General features: G+C 37.2%; 17 protein-coding genes. 4 read left to right on the forward strand and 13 right to left on the reverse strand.

All coding sequences use genetic code 11. The annotated features are described in order from the left end of the window. Positions 1-50: 50 nt before the first annotated feature. Positions 51-2072 (reverse strand): FtsX-like permease family protein, encoded by a 2022-nt coding sequence (locus ACN0NP_RS03395; protein ID WP_423217669.1) that lies wholly within the window; start codon positions 2070-2072, stop codon positions 51-53. A 15-nt stretch (positions 2073-2087) separates the two neighbouring features. After that, positions 2088-2822: an ABC transporter ATP-binding protein gene (locus tag ACN0NP_RS03400; protein WP_423217555.1), complete on the reverse strand. Its 735-nt coding sequence runs from the start codon at positions 2820-2822 to the stop codon at positions 2088-2090. Between the two features lie 576 nt (positions 2823-3398). Here ACN0NP_RS03400 and ACN0NP_RS03405 point away from each other — a divergent pair. After that, positions 3399-3998: an NADPH-dependent FMN reductase gene (locus tag ACN0NP_RS03405; RefSeq protein WP_423217556.1), complete on the forward strand. Its 600-nt coding sequence runs from the start codon at positions 3399-3401 to the stop codon at positions 3996-3998. A gap of 11 nt (positions 3999-4009) precedes the next feature. Next, positions 4010-6424 carry a flavocytochrome c gene (locus tag ACN0NP_RS03410; protein ID WP_423217557.1) on the forward strand — a complete coding sequence of 805 codons (2415 nt, stop codon included), beginning with the start codon at positions 4010-4012 and terminating at the stop codon, positions 6422-6424. Between the two features lie 347 nt (positions 6425-6771). Here ACN0NP_RS03410 and ACN0NP_RS03415 read toward each other — a convergent pair whose 3' ends face one another. The 8 genes from ACN0NP_RS03415 to trxA form a co-directional block, all read right to left on the reverse strand. After that, on the reverse strand, positions 6772-7200 hold the full coding sequence (locus ACN0NP_RS03415; protein ID WP_423217558.1) for a YjdF family protein: 429 nt from the start codon (positions 7198-7200) through the stop codon (positions 6772-6774). Between the two features lie 147 nt (positions 7201-7347). Then, entirely contained in the window at positions 7348-7728 is a 381-nt protein-coding gene (locus ACN0NP_RS03420) for a hypothetical protein (protein WP_423217559.1), read from the reverse strand. Positions 7729-7797: 69 nt separating this feature from the next. After that, a complete protein-coding gene (locus tag ACN0NP_RS03425; RefSeq protein WP_423217560.1) occupies positions 7798-8433 on the reverse strand; it encodes a DUF421 domain-containing protein in 636 nt (211 codons plus the stop codon). A 3-nt stretch (positions 8434-8436) separates the two neighbouring features. Continuing rightward, positions 8437-8886: a DUF3290 domain-containing protein gene (locus tag ACN0NP_RS03430; RefSeq protein WP_074567311.1), complete on the reverse strand. Its 450-nt coding sequence runs from the start codon at positions 8884-8886 to the stop codon at positions 8437-8439. Between the two features lie 112 nt (positions 8887-8998). Next, positions 8999-9406, reverse strand: a complete 408-nt coding sequence (locus ACN0NP_RS03435; RefSeq protein ID WP_423217561.1) for a hypothetical protein — start codon at positions 9404-9406, stop codon at positions 8999-9001. Between the two features lie 12 nt (positions 9407-9418). Continuing rightward, positions 9419-9829, reverse strand: coding sequence for a hypothetical protein (locus ACN0NP_RS03440; protein WP_074450793.1), 411 nt, complete (start codon positions 9827-9829; stop codon positions 9419-9421). A 466-nt stretch (positions 9830-10295) separates the two neighbouring features. Further along, a complete protein-coding gene (locus tag ACN0NP_RS03445; protein WP_278487676.1) occupies positions 10296-11339 on the reverse strand; it encodes an alcohol dehydrogenase catalytic domain-containing protein in 1044 nt (347 codons plus the stop codon). A 286-nt stretch (positions 11340-11625) separates the two neighbouring features. Then, positions 11626-11940: a thioredoxin gene (gene trxA, locus ACN0NP_RS03450; RefSeq protein ID WP_021143117.1), complete on the reverse strand. Its 315-nt coding sequence runs from the start codon at positions 11938-11940 to the stop codon at positions 11626-11628. A gap of 241 nt (positions 11941-12181) precedes the next feature. On the opposite strand from trxA, the gene ACN0NP_RS03455 reads away from it, so the two are divergent. Beyond that, positions 12182-12679 (forward strand): phosphatase PAP2 family protein, encoded by a 498-nt coding sequence (locus ACN0NP_RS03455; RefSeq protein ID WP_045798465.1) that lies wholly within the window; start codon positions 12182-12184, stop codon positions 12677-12679. A 69-nt stretch (positions 12680-12748) separates the two neighbouring features. On the opposite strand, the gene nadC is transcribed toward ACN0NP_RS03455, so the two are convergent. Continuing rightward, positions 12749-13609 (reverse strand): carboxylating nicotinate-nucleotide diphosphorylase, encoded by an 861-nt coding sequence (gene nadC, locus ACN0NP_RS03460; protein WP_045798591.1) that lies wholly within the window; start codon positions 13607-13609, stop codon positions 12749-12751. A gap of 28 nt (positions 13610-13637) precedes the next feature. Continuing rightward, on the reverse strand, positions 13638-14942 hold the full coding sequence (locus ACN0NP_RS03465) for an L-aspartate oxidase (protein WP_423217562.1): 1305 nt from the start codon (positions 14940-14942) through the stop codon (positions 13638-13640). 253 nt (positions 14943-15195) lie between these two features. Between ACN0NP_RS03465 and nadA the strand changes: the two genes are divergently transcribed. After that, complete coding sequence (nadA, locus tag ACN0NP_RS03470) at positions 15196-16116, forward strand: quinolinate synthase NadA (RefSeq protein ID WP_027968363.1); 921 nt, start codon at positions 15196-15198, stop codon at positions 16114-16116. A 74-nt stretch (positions 16117-16190) separates the two neighbouring features. Here the strand turns inward: nadA and ACN0NP_RS03475 are convergent, their stop codons facing one another. Next, positions 16191-16490: a bacteriocin immunity protein gene (locus ACN0NP_RS03475; RefSeq protein WP_231997654.1), complete on the reverse strand. Its 300-nt coding sequence runs from the start codon at positions 16488-16490 to the stop codon at positions 16191-16193. Positions 16491-16614: the final 124 nt, after the last annotated feature.

The raw sequence follows: 16614 nt of genomic DNA on the forward strand, positions 1-16614 counted from the left end.
TAGCATAAAACCAGAATGATGAAAAAATCATTCCGGTTTCAGCTAATGCATCACGATGATATTTTGGTTAATCTCCAACAAATCTGATAGGTAAAAATGAGATAAATCCCTAATAATGCCGCCGTTAACAAAAGATATCTCATATCTAAAATAATAACGGTATTAGCGAAATTTTCAAAATAGCCAAGTAAACTACGACTCAATGCTACACTTAATGGAATTGCCAAAATAAATGGTATTCCAAAATAGGATAATATTTGTTGTAACAGAATCATTTTGTTGTCTTTTTCTCGATTTCCTAATAAATACAGTATTTTATAATCATTGACACTGTCTAAAGTACTTGTTGAGGTCTGCAATGACAAAATACTGAACGAAATTATCATAAATACAACACCGACGAAAATTAAAACAAAAACAATGACTCCCATAAATCCAAGATAAAGTTCAGCTAATCGAACTTTAGTCTGATAGGTAAAATCGTTGATTTCTTCACCATTAAGCGTAAAATAATGCCCTTCAATCCACTGTTCTAAAAATGTTTCAATCTTTCTCTTATCAGTATTTTTCTTATAGTTGGCAACATAAGTAGTTGAATCTACTGTTAAAGTTTTGGTTACCTTATCTGGAACAATAATTGTACCTGAATCATTAGTTCCAACCGAAGATAAGAAATAAACAGTCTTAAATGCTTTTTGTGAAGCTAATTTAAGGGGTGCTTGATTAATCATCAAAGTCTTTCCTGATGCTAAAAACGACTTAATTTTCTTAATAGTACCATCATAATTAGCATTAACAATATAACCATCATCTGGTAAACTAATTGCTTTCTTACCTTGTAATGCTAACAACCGGTTATAGTCTGACAAACTCAAAATAGGAACTTTAGTTTTAGGTAAATCTTTATCGTGTTCCCATAATTGGCTTGTATCAATGATATCTTTATAAGTCAGATTACTTTTATATGTAGTGTACTCCAATTCTTCCTTTACAACTGAAAAATCAAAGCCATCTGCTTTCAACCTATCTTTCACCGTTTCGTTTGGATAATGATACGACTCTCCACGGTACAAATTGATAGAAAGGTCGTAAGGAGAATAATCCTTAATCAACTTGTTCATAGTAGAATACGAACTACCACTAAAGACTAATAACGTCAAAGCTAGTGTCAGACACATTGACAATACTGCCAAAGTAACCGCATTGTAGTCAGCCTGTTTAGAAAATTGACGAATTTTAAATGTGTTATACTTTTTAAAATAAATTGATGGCAATAAAGCAACCAGCTTTAGAACAAACTGACTCAGTGAATTATAAAATAGAATAACCGTTATCACAAAAATTGTAATCAACAAAATTCCACTTTTCTTCAAGATACTCAAGTGATGATAGTCTGCAAAAAAGAGACAACCCATTACAATAATTAGCGTTGTAATAATGAAAAGCGCGACTTGAAGAGTTTGATTTCCATGAACTAAAAATGGCGATCTAGCATTAGTTTCTTGGATTAAACTAATAATTCTCTTTTTCCTAAATGTCATCATATCCATCAAAAAAATAACAACACAAATCACAAAATAGGAAATGAGCAATAGCATAATTGACGGTACATCTACAAAGAACATACTACCGAAGTAATTGCCCATAAAAAAATCCGATGCGACATATGCTAATGCAACAAGAACGATCAACCCAACAATCAAACCAACCAATAAAGCAACAAAATTGACAATTAAAGTTTCACAAAAAAGCGTTACGACAATCTGACGCTTTTTCATTCCAAGCGTAGCATATAATCCCAACTCTTTTTTTCGGCGTCCTAAGACAAAATTTGTTGAATAAATAACTAAAAATCCAACGGCTACTAAAACAACATATGATAACAATCCCATATATTGCGTCATAATAGTTGTCAACATCTGCTTTGCACCAGATAAACTTTGCATAACTGGGTGCTGTGGCAAGGCATTAAAGGCATAAAGCAAACTATAAATAAGTGTTAAACTAAGAAAATAGATCGTGTAAGTCTGAAGATTTCTAATAACATTACGAACAATCAATTTTGGATACATATTAACTCTCACTTTCTAGCGTGTTTTACTATAAATAACTTCGAGATACTCATCATTTGACATTCCATTTCGAGTTACATCTTCAATAATTTGGCCGTCTTTTAACAATAGCATCCTCGATGAATATTTTGCTGCAGCTGAATCATGTGTAACCAATAAAATGGTTATTCCAAAACTTTTATTAATTTCTTGTAGAAGCAACATCAAATTTTCTGAGTTAGCTGAATCTAAAGCTCCCGTAGGTTCATCAGCAATCAATAAGCTTGACTGATCAACCAGCGCCCTTGCTGTTGCTACACGCTGCCTCTGCCCTCCAGAAAGTTGATTAGGAAATTTATTTTTTAATGTCTGAATAGATAATTTCTCTAAAATAGTATCGATATCCTCTTTATGAGAATTTACCCTTTCTCCTTTTATCTGTAGTGGTAATATGATATTCTCATAAACTGTTAAAGTTTCAACTAAGTTATAAGATTGGAAAATATAAGAAATATTGTGAGAGCGATAGTCAGCTAATTGATCATCTTTAGCGTTAACAATATCAAAGCCATCAAAAGTGATATCTCCTGAAGTTGTTTTATCAATTGTCGAAATACAATTTAATAAAGTGGTTTTTCCACTTCCACTAGAACCCATTATCGCTACAAACTCACCCTGTTCGACTGTAAAATTAATATCAGACAAAGCTTGAACGAAACTCTCCCCTTTTCCAAAGTGTTTATTAACATGACTTACTATCAAGTGTGACATAACAAATTCCTCCCAGTCTTTATACAAATACATTATAAAAAGACTTTTCCCGAAACACATGAGTATTTCGCGCATATTTGCCATTAGTAATTAGCAATATATAAATTTTAAGTCATCACAGAAACTAAAAAATCACGCTGCTTGTAGCAACGTGATTGCAAATTATTTTCGATTCTTATAAGTTTTCATAATATAAACAATCGATATTAATAGAATTCCTAATAGAATAACAGGAGCATAAAACTCAAGTGTTCCAATAATTCCCTCCATTTTATCCCCCTTAAACATACATTCTATCCACAGCGTACATTAGGCGATGTACATTCTTCTGTCATTAAAATTCTCCTTGAAAATATCATTTTCTAGAATCATTGTCAATAAAATAATGCAAAACTCGCTCAAAAAGCTGATATCTTGGAGACTTTGAAGAAATTAAACTAAAACTTTAATTTCTTCAAAACGATACTATGTTACTATTTTTAGGTATTTTTCCACTTCCCTGACCAAAAACGTTTTCAATTATTCTAAAAAAAGAGTATGATGAAAGTAACAATTTGTAAAAAAGGAGTAGATTATATGAAATTAGTTGCTATTGTCGGAACGAATTCTGAGCGTTCTACCAACCGTAAGTTGTTAAAATTTATGGCAAAGCATTTTTCAGATAAGGCTAACATTGAACTTCTTGAAATCAAAGATTTGCCAGCTTTCAACGAACCTGAAGACAAGCTAGCTCCTGCTAGTGTCGCAGAATTTTCTGAGAAAATTGCTAGCGCAGATGGTGTTATCATTGCAACGCCTGAGTATGACCATACTATCCCAGCGCCTTTATCTTCTGCTCTCGAATGGATTGCCTACACTAGTCGCGCTCTTGTCAATAAACCAACTATGATTGTAGGTGCTTCTCTTGGTGCTCTTGGAACTTCACGCGCACAAGCACACCTCCGCCAAATCTTAGACGCTCCTGAGTTGAAAGCACGTATCATGCCTGGAATCGAGTTTCTTCTCGGTCACTCCAAACAAGTTTTAGACGATGAAAATAATCTTAATAATCCTGAAAAGGTAGCTGAGCTTGAGGAGAATTTTAAAGAATTTCAAGCTTTCGTTGAGATTACCAATCAAGTTGTCAGCAAAGCTGATACTGACCGTAAAAAAGCTTTCGCTTGGGAAGTCAACTAGGAGGTGCATTTATGAAATTAGTTGCTATCGTCGGAACCAATGCTAAAAAATCATATAATCGACTTTTACTACAATATATGGCAAGACATTTTGCTAAACAATCAGATATTGAGCTTTTAGAAATCACTGATGTCCCAATGTTTAACGAAACAGATGACCAAACAGAATCTGCTGTTATCCAAAATTTCAACACCAAAATCACTGAAGCTGACGGTGTGATTATTGCTACACCTGAACATAATCACACTATCCCATCAAGCTTAAACAGTCTGATTGAGTGGCTATCATTTAACATTCATCCATTGACTGGTAAGCCTGTCATGATTGTTGGAGCTTCTTATGGTATCCAAGGGTCTTCACGCGCACAGCTCCATCTTCGCCAAATTCTAGATGCTCCTGGTGTTAATGCTGTTGTCATGCCAGGTAGTGAATTTTTACTTGCTCTTGCTCATCAAGCTTTTGATGAAAATGGCGACCTCAAAGACCAAGGCACAATTGATTTCTTAGAATCTTGCTTCTTCCGCTTTGTTCGCTTTGCAACTATTGCTAATCAGCTCAACGAACCTGAAGACGTACGCTTTGAACCAGGTACTTACCAAGTCACAACTGTCGGACACAACGGTGACCTTCCAATGTCAGTAACCCTTTCAGAAGAACGCATCGAAGCCATCGATATTGATTCATCTGGTGAAACAGGAGGAATTGCTGATGTGGTCTTCACCCGCATTCCAAATGAAATCATCGAAGGTCAAACCCTTAATGTCGATGCCATTTCTGGTGCTTCAGTTACTTCAAAAGGGGTCCTAAATGGGGTCGCGCGTGCGGTGCGCCAAGCTGGTGCTAATCCTGACGCCCTTCGTTCACGTCCAAAAGCTCCTTCAGCTCTTGATAAAGAAGACAAAACTTACGACACAGAACTTGTCATTGTCGGTGGGGGCGGTGCTGGTTTGACAGCAGCTGCTCGTGCTCTTCAAGCTGGTAAAAAAGTCATCCTCGTTGAAAAATTCCCAGCAGTCGGCGGAAACACTGTCCGCGCTGGTGGTCCAATGAATGCCCCTGACCCTGCTTGGCAAAATACATTTGCTGCTAACCCAGGTGAAGCCCACAATCTGCAAGAATTGCATGATATTGATGAGGCAACTATCGACCCAGAATTCTTACCAGATTTCCGTGCCCTCAAATCTGAAATCGAAGAATACCTCAAAGACCCAACTTATCTTTTTGACTCAAAACTTCTCTACCGTATCCAAACTTATCTTGGCGGTAAACGTAAAGACCTCAAAGGTCATGAAATCCACGGCAATTATGAACTTATTCGTGTTCTAACAGAACATGCTCTTGAATCTGTTCGCTGGTTGGAAAATATCGGTGTCGAATTTCTACGTGACGAGGTAACTATGCCAGTTGGTGCTATTTGGCGTCGTGGTCATAAACCAAAAGTTCCAATGGGCGTTGCCTACATCGCTGTTTTGAAAGATTTCGTTTTGAAAAACGGAGGAGTCATTCTAACAGATACCCAAGTTAAAGAACTTATTGTTACAGACGGTGTTGTTACAGGTGTTAAAGGTAGCGGACGTAACGGTCAAACTATTACAGTCAATGGTAAAGCAGTCATTTTGACAACAGGTGGTTTTGCTGCCAATACTAAAATGCTTCAACAATACAACACTTATTGGTCAGAAATTGATGATGACATTGCGACATCAAATACACCTGCTGCTACTGGTGACGGTATCCTACTTGGTCAATCTGTTGGTGCAGACCTTGTCGGTATGGGATTCAGCCAAATGATGCCAGTTTCTGACCCAGTGACAGGTGCTCTTTTCACAGGTTTGCAAGTTCCGCCAGCAAACTTCATCATGGTCAATACCAAAGGTAAACGCTTCGTCGATGAATATGGTAGCCGTGACCAATTATCTCAAGCAGCTATTGATAACGGTGGTCTCTTCTATCTCATCGCAGATGAAAACATCAAAGAAACAGCCTACAACACTAGCCAAGAAAAAATTGATGCCCAAGTTGAAGCAGGTACCCTCTTTAAGGCTGATACCTTGGAAGAATTGGCTGAGCAAATCAACATTGACCCAGCTACTTTGGTAGAAACAATTACCAATTACAATTCATACGTTGATGCTGGTCATGACCCTGAATTTGACAAAGGTGCCTTCGACCTCAAAGTCGAAAAAGCACCATTCTACGCAACACCACGTAAACCAGCCACACACCACACGATGGGTGGTCTAAAAATCGATACTCACGCCCATGTCATCAACGAAGATGGCAAAATTATCAAAGGTCTCTTTGCTGCTGGTGAAGTTGCAGGTGGACTCCACGCAGGTAACCGACTCGGTGGTAACTCACTAACAGACATCTTCACATTTGGACGTATCGCAACTGATACCGCAATCAAAGAATATCTTGATTAAGATTGAAACATGCTTCTTTGACAATAAAAGTTACTTCATGCTATAACGTAGTCAACAACAAGTAAGATTTGTGTAAATCTAACATAAGAAAAACACCCTGCTTGCCAAAGCTAGGGTGTTTTTTTATCATCACCAACAACACACAACGTCTTAGAAAAATATCCTAACCCGGATGCTTTTTATACAAAAAAATTCCAGCTGCTAGGCTGGAATTCTTTAGGAGATTACAGGTAGCTCAACTACCCATACTATGAAAAAGAAAGTTTATTTAGGATTGTTTATAGTATAGAGCTGCTTGCTTAACTAAATCTAAATTTTTTCTTACAGAAAGCTTAAACTTTTTCTTTTTAATGTCCCCGCTTTTTCTGATGACGCTTTTCTTGCCTAAGCAAGTATTTTCGTTCCTTTTCTAGCTCACGCTTCACCTTTTGCTTAGACTTTTGAGCTTTCTTGACTTGCTCACGCATTTCCTGCATAGCAAGCTGAGCTTTCGTTGACACCACAGGCTTACACTTTGCCTTATTGATATCACGTTGCACTCGTTTTGGATTTCGTTTTTTCTGTGAAATAGCTGGCGCTGAAAACTCAGAGCTTACTTCGACCTTATCATACCTGCACAGCCATTTTCCCAAAGAAACATCAATAAAGTTTAGAATATCATCATCCTTTGGTTCTTTGCCAAACACGTAACGAAAAGCCTTGTAACGTTTCTTCGAATCCGTAAATTCAATCAAAGCCGACCAAAATGCCCCATCAAAATATACTGTCATTTTCATAACAGCCCCTCCTTAAAAAAATTGACAATGGACGACCTCGGAAGGGGAAGGTTACTGATACATGTTGTACTCACAGACTACCAACTGTGACGTGTTTTTATGCCAACTTTAGTATAACAAATTTTAAAGAAGTTAACAGATTTTAACTTAAACCGCAAAAAATCCTGCTAGGTCAGCTGTTAGGACATTAGCCACCGCAAATTGATATTTCCCTTTAAAATGCGCCAAATGTGTCATGGTTCTGATATTGTATTTCTTGGCAAATTTCTTATAAGCAACGTAATCAATGTCTTTGGTATCAAGGCAATAGACCACTTGCTCAACTTGACTGAGCTTTTCTAAGGCATTTTGAGTATCAACATTATCAAGACGACCAGTTAATAAATAGAAATCTTCTTTAGCTGCCATTTTGGCTTTAACCTCATCAAGCGTTACAAAATAAATATTATCTGGCGCTTCAGCCTTAGCATCCCCACAATGAAAGAAAAACGCAAGAATCACAAGCCCAAAAATCATTACATATCGCATCTCTTTTCCTCCTACCTATTTATTCGAAAAAAGGAAAAGAAAATCACCAAAATTGGTGATTTTTTAATACTATTTTTCTGAATAAGGAACGAGATACAATTTTCCATTCATGTATTCGGCTAAAAAGATGTCTCTTGGATTATCGATGTTTTGCTCCTTGAGTTTTTCTAGCAGCCAATCTTCGTCTTGATTGATTAACTCTAAAACATCATAGTTGATATTGCCATTACTGATGAGAGGAAATCTTGGATTTTCTGAATTCTTGTCCAAGACCGTTAACTTACCATTTGGCTCCATGATGGCACTCTTAACATCTCTGGTTGAGTTTAATCCTTCCATGCGAAGATGGAGCATAAGCTGATCTGCCGTGATTCCAAGTTTGGCACAATTTTCCACATTGACCTTACCATTTTTTATCAAAAGCATCGGATTTCCAACAACAAGCGATTTAACAAATTTATTATTAATCAAAAGCTTGACGACGATGACAACCAAAGACCAAATCAGCAAAATAATAATAAACGTCAAAATGGAAATTGAGCTGTTATAAATCACACCACCGATGATACCACCAAGAACGAAGTTTTGAATTTGGTTAAGCGGAGTGTTAGCTGAAAATTCATATTTTCCGAGAATATTAATCTGTAAAATGGTCGCTAAAATTCCTAGAAAAAATTTAATGCTTATCAACACATACATATTCATCGGCTATTTTCCTCCATTAACGTAGACATTGTGGTCAATCACGTGCGTACGCTCAAGTGTGTAAGAATTATTGTCATCGTTAAGGTGTACCATGTAGTCTTCCTTATTGTAGCGGACAATAATTCCATCTTTTAAAGTCGTTGAATTAACCAAGACATCGTCAGTTTTTAAGTCATTATCTGTAGCCACACTTTTTACAAATTTCACAAGTGCCTGCGATTGTGAAAAATCGTGGTTATTTTGCATATAATCCTCAACCTGAACACCAAGTAAAATCAGCATCAGCACTACAATACCAATACTAATATCACGAAGTCGCGTCTTAAGCCGATTATGCATGTAAAGAAGACTCGTCAACATAACAATAACAAGTAAAATAATCAGAATAACAGACCTAATCACAAGATTAGAAGACTGGTGCTGAATAATGTAATCTAAAGTGTAAAAATCCATGGCAAGCTCTCCTACAAACACTTTTTCGTCGCATCGTTTTCTTTTTATTATACTATTTCTAGCACCAAAAAACTCCCGAAAAATTTCGGGAGAAAAAATCTATTTTCTTTTACTAAAGATTATCATAGTATTTTTTGAAAGCATCAAAATAATACTTAACTTCTTCAGATTTGTCTACTTGACCACCCCACTCCAATTTTTTATCTCCTAAAATCCAAAATAGACCATCTCCTCTTTCACCTGAAGTCAGCATCCCCAATCCATCAATTTTAGGAATACCTATGCTAATATCACCATCTCCTCCCATACGAAACATCTGGCGTGGACCACTATTAGCAATACCTACATCTACTCCCTTTAGTTTGGGAAAGTCTACAGATAATTGAAAATCAAGACTTGTCGGATCCAAATCATCATAAGTGATTTTATGGATAATATAATCCTGACCAAAATAACTATCAAGCATTGCAATTAAGACTTGATAACCCTTGCTCGTTCTAATTTTTTCTCGTATCTTCATCCTTATCACTTTCTAAAGATTATCGTAGTATTTTTTGAAAGCATCAAAATAATACTTAACTTCTTCCAGATTATCTACACGACTCCCCCAACGTAACTTAGTATTTCCTAAAGTTTTTGCTAAGCCATCTCCTCTTTTACCAGAGGTTAATAGACTTATACCATTTTGTCTAGGAACCGCTATGCCAATAACACCGGTACCACCTATACGAAACATTTGCCGTGGACCGCTATTTCCAACACCAATATCTACTCCCTTTAGTTTGGGAAAGTCTACAGATAATTGAAAGTCGAAACTTGTTGGATCCAAATCATCATAAGTGATTTTACGAATAATATAATCTTGACCGAAGTAGCTATCAAGCATTGCAATTAAGACTTGATAACCTTTGCTCGTTCTAATTTTTTCTCGTATCTCTAACATCTTATTTCACCATTTTAAACCTTCCATATCTCCCTTTTCATAGATAGTTTTCTTAATGTTAAAAGAAAAACGACTAGATGATGCTCCATCAATAACGGCTACTCTTAATTTCGATTCTCTCACAAAAATAGCAAATAAAAATAACCCTGCTATTAGTAAAAAAGTACATACATATAGCAGAGTTCTATTTATTTTTAACACTATAAAAATCCCACTCCCCTAAAGTACTTCTATTCTATCAAATACAAATTCTTCATACAATATATTTTTATTTCATATATCAAATTATTAAATTTTTTAATGTAATTTCCTACAACAATAGATTGCTCTCTTTCCTACTATAACCACCTATTATCAATAAACTTAAAAAATTTGCAAAATAATTGTACTCAAATACTTAGTTTTTTCAGCACCAAAAAACTCCCGAAAAATTTCGGGAGGTTGTGTTAACAGCTTAAAGGTTAGATTAGTCCATGACAATCATTGATTTGATAGCTTTGCGGTCTTGCATGTCTTTGTAGGCTTGGTTGATGTCGTCCAAGCGATAAGTGTTTGTAAAGACGCGACCTGGGTTGATGTCACCGTCAAGGACTGCTTTAAGAAGGAGTTGTTTGTCGTAGGTAGTGACAGAAGCTGAACCGCCTCCGACAGTAATGTTTTGTGCAAATGTTGAACCTAGCGGACGATTATTGTAATGAGGAACACCAACAAATCCAACACGTCCGCCATTGTGGATAACACCGAGAGCTTGCTCGATAGCGGCTTCTGTACCGACACATTCAAGAGCAGCGTCAGCTCCTCCGCCGAGAATTTGACGAACCTTAGCAATGCCTTCTTCACCGCGTTCAGCAACGACAGCGGTAGCTCCTGAAGCAAGCGCCATTTGTTGACGGTCTTCGTGTCGGCTCATCAAGACAATCTGAGAAGCTCCGCGCATTTTCGCCGCAATAACGGCACATTGTCCAACCGCTCCATCACCGATAACAACGACTTTGTCACCGCGTTTGACGTCAGCAACACGCGCAGCATGGTAACCTGTTGGCATAACATCAGCCAAAGCAAGAAGTGATTTCATCATACCTTCTGAATAATCAGATGGTTGTCCAGGGATTTTAATCAAAGCCCAGTTAGCATAGTGGAAGCGAACATATTCTGCTTGGAAACCAGAAGACCAGTTTGTGTAGCCAGGGTGATTATCACACGTTCCGTCAAAACCAGCACGGCAAGCATCACATTCCCCACAACCGTGAGTAAATGGCACGATGACAAAATCACCAGGTTGTACGGTCGTAATAGCAGAACCAACTTCTTCGACGATACCAAGAGCTTCGTGACCTGAGTTTTCAGAATGTGCAGCTTTTTCATCACCATTAGCATAAGACCAAAGGTCAGAGCCGCAGACACATGCTCGAACAACCTTGATGATAACATCATCGTCAGCTTGTAAAGTTGGCTTAGCCACTTCTTCAACAGTCATCAGACCAGCTTTTTCAAAAATAGCAGATTTCATAAATAAGATACCGAGCCCGTATACGACAAAGTAAAAATAGGAAATCGACCGATGATGCTTGCATCTAGGAAGATTTATCTTTTTTACACAGTCGGTAGGGCGGGTTCAATTATCATCAAACATGATGAACTGAACCTCTCCTTTCTACTTTTTTAGTAAATGATAAGATAATAAATGTTAGAGTTCCATCTCTTAACACACTCATTATATTCCTTGAAGTCTACTCCAAGTCAAGGACAAAATTACTTTATCAAAAAAAGTCAGGGTTACCCCTGACCTTAATTGATTAGCTCAATTCAGCAACGATTGCTTTGATTTGGTCTTTAGTGTGAACACCAGCAACTTGTTTCACAACTTCACCATCTTTTTTGAAAAGCAATGTTGGAATTGACATGATACCAAATTTTTGAGCTGTTTCTGGATTTTCGTCAACATCGATTTTAACGATTTTAAGTTCGTCTTCATCGATTTCTTCTGACAATTGTTCCAAGATTGGAGCTTGCATCATACATGGACCGCACCAAGTTGCCCAAAAGTCAACAAGGACAAGTCCTTCATTAGTTTCAGCTTCAAATGTAGCATCAGTAATATTGTGTGCCATAATATAATTACCTTGAACTCCCAGATGGGCTGACTTATTTTTCAATAAAAAACGGATACGAATCAGCCAAGCATCCCAAAGTTCTTTTTCCTTTTCTATTAGTTTATGAGCCTATTTTACGGGAAATTTACCATTTTGACAACTAATTGCTACGGAATTTTCTTTTTTTGGAAAAATTCTCATTTTCCCCCTATTCTAGCTCATGTGCTATAATAAAATTATCATTACTCAGAGGAATCCTATGAAAAATTACGCTGATTTTTATGCCAAAATAACTGACCCAATCCGAAAAAATCCAGGCGCTGTCCACAGTTTGAAACTTATCAACAGACTATTAACAGCAGTCATGTATCTGGTCTATCCGCTACTGCTTGTTTACCTTTTTTTCAAACAGCAAAGCCAACTTATCCCAGCTATCTTTATCCCCGGAGTGTCGTTTATTCTTGTATCCTTGATGCGAAAAATGATTAACGCACCACGTCCTTACGAGGCTTGGCAGATTAATCCACTCATCAAAAAAGACACCAAAGGTCAATCCATGCCAAGTCGCCACGTCTTTTCAGCAACGATTATCAGCATGGCTGTTTTGCGACTAAATCCGATTTTAGGAATTCTTTTTCTTGTTTTATCGCTAGTTATCGCTATTTGCCGTGTCATTGGTGGAGTTCACTACCCGCATGATGTTGCGGCTGGTTATCTTATTGGTATTATCTGTGGATTATTACTTTTTCTTTTTTAGTTATCAACATCAAATCCCCAACTCAATCGAGCTGGGGATTTTTTATCATTTCTTCAAAAGATTTTCCACTTAGTTTTCAACAGGATGCAAATTTTTAAGCGATAAATCCAGAATCTTCGCTGAATGCGTAATCGCTCCGCTTGACACATATTGAACTGCCAAATCTGTGTAAGAAGCAAGATTTTCTCGAGTGACATTTCCTGAAATTTCGATTTCAGCTCTGCCATCAATCAAAGCTACCGCTTCTTTCATAACATCGTGTTCCATATTATCAAGCATAATGATATCAGCTCCAGCTTCGACCGCTTCTTTAACCATATCAAGTGTTTCCACTTCGATTTCGATTTTACGGACAGATGGGGCGTAGGCTTTAGCAGCAAGAACTGCCTCTTTAACACCACCAGCAGCGCCGATGTGATTATCTTTTAGCAAAACACCGTCTGATAAGTTGTAACGGTGGTTTTTACCGCCACCAACTTTAACAGCATATTTTTCAAAAATACGGTTATTTGGCGTTGTTTTACGTGAATCAAGCAACGTAATCGGGCTATCTTTTAAAAGTTCTGCCATTTCATGCGTATAAGTCGCAATCCCGCTCATGCGTTGAAGATAGTTAAGTGCAGTGCGTTCGCCTGATAGTAAGACACGAATATCACCACAAACAGTTCCCAATTTTTGACCTGCTTTTACAGCTTCACCGTCTTTGACCAAAACATCGAACTTCGTTTGTGGGTCAAGCAAGTAAAACACGCGCTCAAAAACTGGTAAACCACAGATAATCCCGTCTTCTTTACAAATCAAATCTACTTGACCAGCCACATTTTCAGGCATCACACTGTTTGTTGATACATCTTCATTATTAATATCTTCTGAAAGAGCACTTAAAATAAGTGGATCAACATTTAATTTTAGGGTAATTGGATCTAACATCATTATCCTTTCTCATCTCACAAAACTGCTAACCAATGACAGTTTCTAATTGATTTTGTTCTGTTAATTTTTCGACAACTAATTTCTTGTAATCATCTTCTAAGATATCTTCATCTTGGTATTCAAGCAAATCAATCTCAGCCAAGCTGTCTGGAAGTGTTGAAACACTATCATAATTTGCTACCAAATCTTTGGCTGCGCGTTTAGCAAAAACAAGACTTTCAAGAAGTGAATTACTTGCTAGACGGTTTTGACCATGAACACCATTACAAGCTGTTTCACCAACTGCATAAAGAGCATCCATAGTTGTCTTACTATGGTGATTAACCTTGATACCACCCATGAAATAATGCTGTGCTGGCACAACAGGAATGCATTCTGTGAATGGGTCATAACCAGCTTCACGACAGTGTGCCAAGATATTTGGAAAATGTTCTTCCAATTCTTTTTTAGGAATCGTGCGTAAATCTTCCCAGACGTGGTCTGTTCCATCTTTTTCCATTTGTTTTAAAATGGCTTGCGCAACGACATCACGCGGCTGTAATTCATCAACAAAACGGTTCATATGTTTGTCGTAAAGAAGGGCACCTTCACCACGAACAGACTCAGAAATCAAAAATGAACGTTCTTTTGGATTTTCTTGGTAGAGTGTTGTTGGGTGAATTTGCACGTAAGACATGTCCTTAAGTTCGATACCGTGTTTTAGTGAAATTGCTAGCGCATCACCAGTCAAATGTTTGAAGTTTGTACTGTTTTTATACAAACCACCAACACCACCACTTGCAAGAACTGTCACATCAGCTGTAATCTTTTTAAGTTCACCATTTGAAAGACGAACAATACCACCATAACAACGATTATCTTCCTCTAAGATATCAAGCAGACAAGTATCTTCCATTAAAGTAACATTTGGCAATTTTTTGACGGCTGCTAAAAGTCGGCTTGTAATTTCTTTACCAGTTGTATCTTGATAGAAAAGAATACGTTTATCAGAGTGCGCACCTTCTCGTGTAAAGGCAAGATTACCATTTTCATCACGTTGGAAATCAACACCATAGCCGATTAAATCTTTGATGACATCAGGTGAAGATTTAATCATCAAATCAACAGAAACTTTATCATTTTTGTAGTGACCAGCTCGCAAGGTATCTTCAAGGAATGAGTCGTAGTCAGACTCATCTTTCAACATGCAAATACCACCTTGTGCCAAGAAAGAATCACTGTGTTCTAATTTATCTTTAGAAATAATGGTAATTTGAAGTTCTTGTGGCAAGTTTAAAGCAGTGTAAAGTCCTGAACAGCCACTACCGACAATAAGTACATTTGTTTTCATAGAAACCTTCTTTTTAATTGTTTAACAACAATCATTTTCTGGGCAAAATAGCGTCACTTCAATGGGTACCCTAGCTATTTCACACTTTTTCTGAAATATATTTTCATCATACGATTCAGAACATATTTTACCACCAATCAAGACACCTGACAAGACACCTGGATGAATTTTATTTACAGGTGTCTTGACACCTTAAAAAAGAGATACTATAATATGTAACTAAGACAGTCCTAGGAGGATTTCATAAAATATAATGAATACACGAGAGATGCAAGACGAAATTTTACGTCTCAAAAAAGAAAAAGGGGTTTGTATTTTAGCACACGCCTACCAAAGTCAAGATATTTGGGAAGTTGCTGATTTTATCGGCGACTCATTTGCTTTGAGTAAATACGCTGCCAAAGCCCCACAAGATACAATCATGATGTGCGGAGTTCGTTTCATGGCAGAAACGGTAAAAGTTCTCTCACCTGAAAAAACTGCTCTTCTTGCCAACCCAATGGCTGGTTGCCCAATGGCTGCGCAAATTGATAAAAAAATCGTTACTTGGCTAAAAGAAGCTCACCCAGATTACACAACTGTCGCTTACATTAATACTACCTCTGAAGTGAAAACTTTGGTCGATGTCTGTGTAACATCATCTTCAGCTGTCAAAATTATCAACAACATTGATAATGACAAGATTCTTTTCGTTCCAGACCGTAATCTTGGTCAATGGGTTGCTGAACAATGTCCTGACAAGCAATTTGAATTTTTCAAAGGCGGTTGTCCGACACACATGCGCATGCGCAAACGTGACGTTCTAAAAGCGCGTGAAGCTCACCCAAATGCTAAAGTACTTGTTCACCCAGAATGTCTAGCTGAAGTTACTGAGTTAGCTGATTTTGCTGGAAGTACTACAGAAATCATGGCTTACGCTAAAAACAGTACAGACGAAGAATTTATCATCGGTACTGAAAGCAGCATTGTCGAACACTTACAATTTGAATGTCCTGATAAACGCTTCTATCTACTTTCAACTGAATGTGTTTGTCACAACATGAAAATGACGACATTAGCTGATATTTACAACTGTTTACTCGGACGAGCAGGCGAAGAAATCATTCTTGACGAAGACACTATCAAAGGTGCTCGTCATGCGATTGACCAAATGATCCTGCTTGGTCAAAAATAAATTATTTGCATTTTCTACACACAAAAAAGCCCGCAATATGCGAGCTTTTTATTGTATTTTAGCTAAATGATATTTTACCAGTGAAATAGATTTGATAGCCAAAAAGCTATTGATATTTGTCCTCTGTGCTTTGCAGGAGCATCCAAAAATGATTTTGAAAAATCAATGATTGCCTTAGGTGCTTTATAATGATGAGTCACCAAGTACCAAGAAATGGATTTGCTTAATCTTGCTGCCACAAAACTAGCTGGCTCGCCCTGATTCAGACGAGTTTTAGAATCCGATAGCATCTGTAAACACTCTGGCGTTTTCTTAACCTCATCATCTGCCATCGTTTGTTCTAATAATAGAATAAATTCATCTTCTTTCATCATTCTCCGCAATCCCCTCTAAACAAAATTCTGTTAAAAATGCCATACTAGAAAATTAATTTTAGTCACAAGTTTCTCCCAAAACAAGCTAAAATACCATTTCAGTATACCAAAAAATCTTGCTTGT

The organism is Streptococcus equinus (assembly GCF_049393805.1).
In the GTDB taxonomy this organism is placed as follows: domain Bacteria; phylum Bacillota; class Bacilli; order Lactobacillales; family Streptococcaceae; genus Streptococcus; species Streptococcus equinus.

Coding starts and splice junctions, on each gene's coding strand:
- ACN0NP_RS03395 (WP_423217669.1), bottom strand. CDS start 2,072: ATGTATCCAAAATTGATTGTTCGTAATGTTATTAGAAATCTTCAGACT.
- ACN0NP_RS03400 (WP_423217555.1), bottom strand. CDS start 2,822: ATGTCACACTTGATAGTAAGTCATGTTAATAAACACTTTGGAAAAGGG.
- ACN0NP_RS03405 (WP_423217556.1), top strand. CDS start 3,399: ATGAAATTAGTTGCTATTGTCGGAACGAATTCTGAGCGTTCTACCAAC.
- ACN0NP_RS03410 (WP_423217557.1), top strand. CDS start 4,010: ATGAAATTAGTTGCTATCGTCGGAACCAATGCTAAAAAATCATATAAT.
- ACN0NP_RS03415 (WP_423217558.1), bottom strand. CDS start 7,200: ATGAAAATGACAGTATATTTTGATGGGGCATTTTGGTCGGCTTTGATT.
- ACN0NP_RS03420 (WP_423217559.1), bottom strand. CDS start 7,728: ATGCGATATGTAATGATTTTTGGGCTTGTGATTCTTGCGTTTTTCTTT.
- ACN0NP_RS03425 (WP_423217560.1), bottom strand. CDS start 8,433: ATGAATATGTATGTGTTGATAAGCATTAAATTTTTTCTAGGAATTTTA.
- ACN0NP_RS03430 (WP_074567311.1), bottom strand. CDS start 8,886: ATGGATTTTTACACTTTAGATTACATTATTCAGCACCAGTCTTCTAAT.
- ACN0NP_RS03435 (WP_423217561.1), bottom strand. CDS start 9,406: ATGAAGATACGAGAAAAAATTAGAACGAGCAAGGGTTATCAAGTCTTA.
- ACN0NP_RS03440 (WP_074450793.1), bottom strand. CDS start 9,829: ATGTTAGAGATACGAGAAAAAATTAGAACGAGCAAAGGTTATCAAGTC.
- ACN0NP_RS03445 (WP_278487676.1), bottom strand. CDS start 11,339: ATGAAATCTGCTATTTTTGAAAAAGCTGGTCTGATGACTGTTGAAGAA.
- trxA (WP_021143117.1), bottom strand. CDS start 11,940: ATGGCACACAATATTACTGATGCTACATTTGAAGCTGAAACTAATGAA.
- ACN0NP_RS03455 (WP_045798465.1), top strand. CDS start 12,182: ATGAAAAATTACGCTGATTTTTATGCCAAAATAACTGACCCAATCCGA.
- nadC (WP_045798591.1), bottom strand. CDS start 13,609: ATGTTAGATCCAATTACCCTAAAATTAAATGTTGATCCACTTATTTTA.
- ACN0NP_RS03465 (WP_423217562.1), bottom strand. CDS start 14,942: ATGAAAACAAATGTACTTATTGTCGGTAGTGGCTGTTCAGGACTTTAC.
- nadA (WP_027968363.1), top strand. CDS start 15,196: ATGAATACACGAGAGATGCAAGACGAAATTTTACGTCTCAAAAAAGAA.
- ACN0NP_RS03475 (WP_231997654.1), bottom strand. CDS start 16,490: ATGATGAAAGAAGATGAATTTATTCTATTATTAGAACAAACGATGGCA.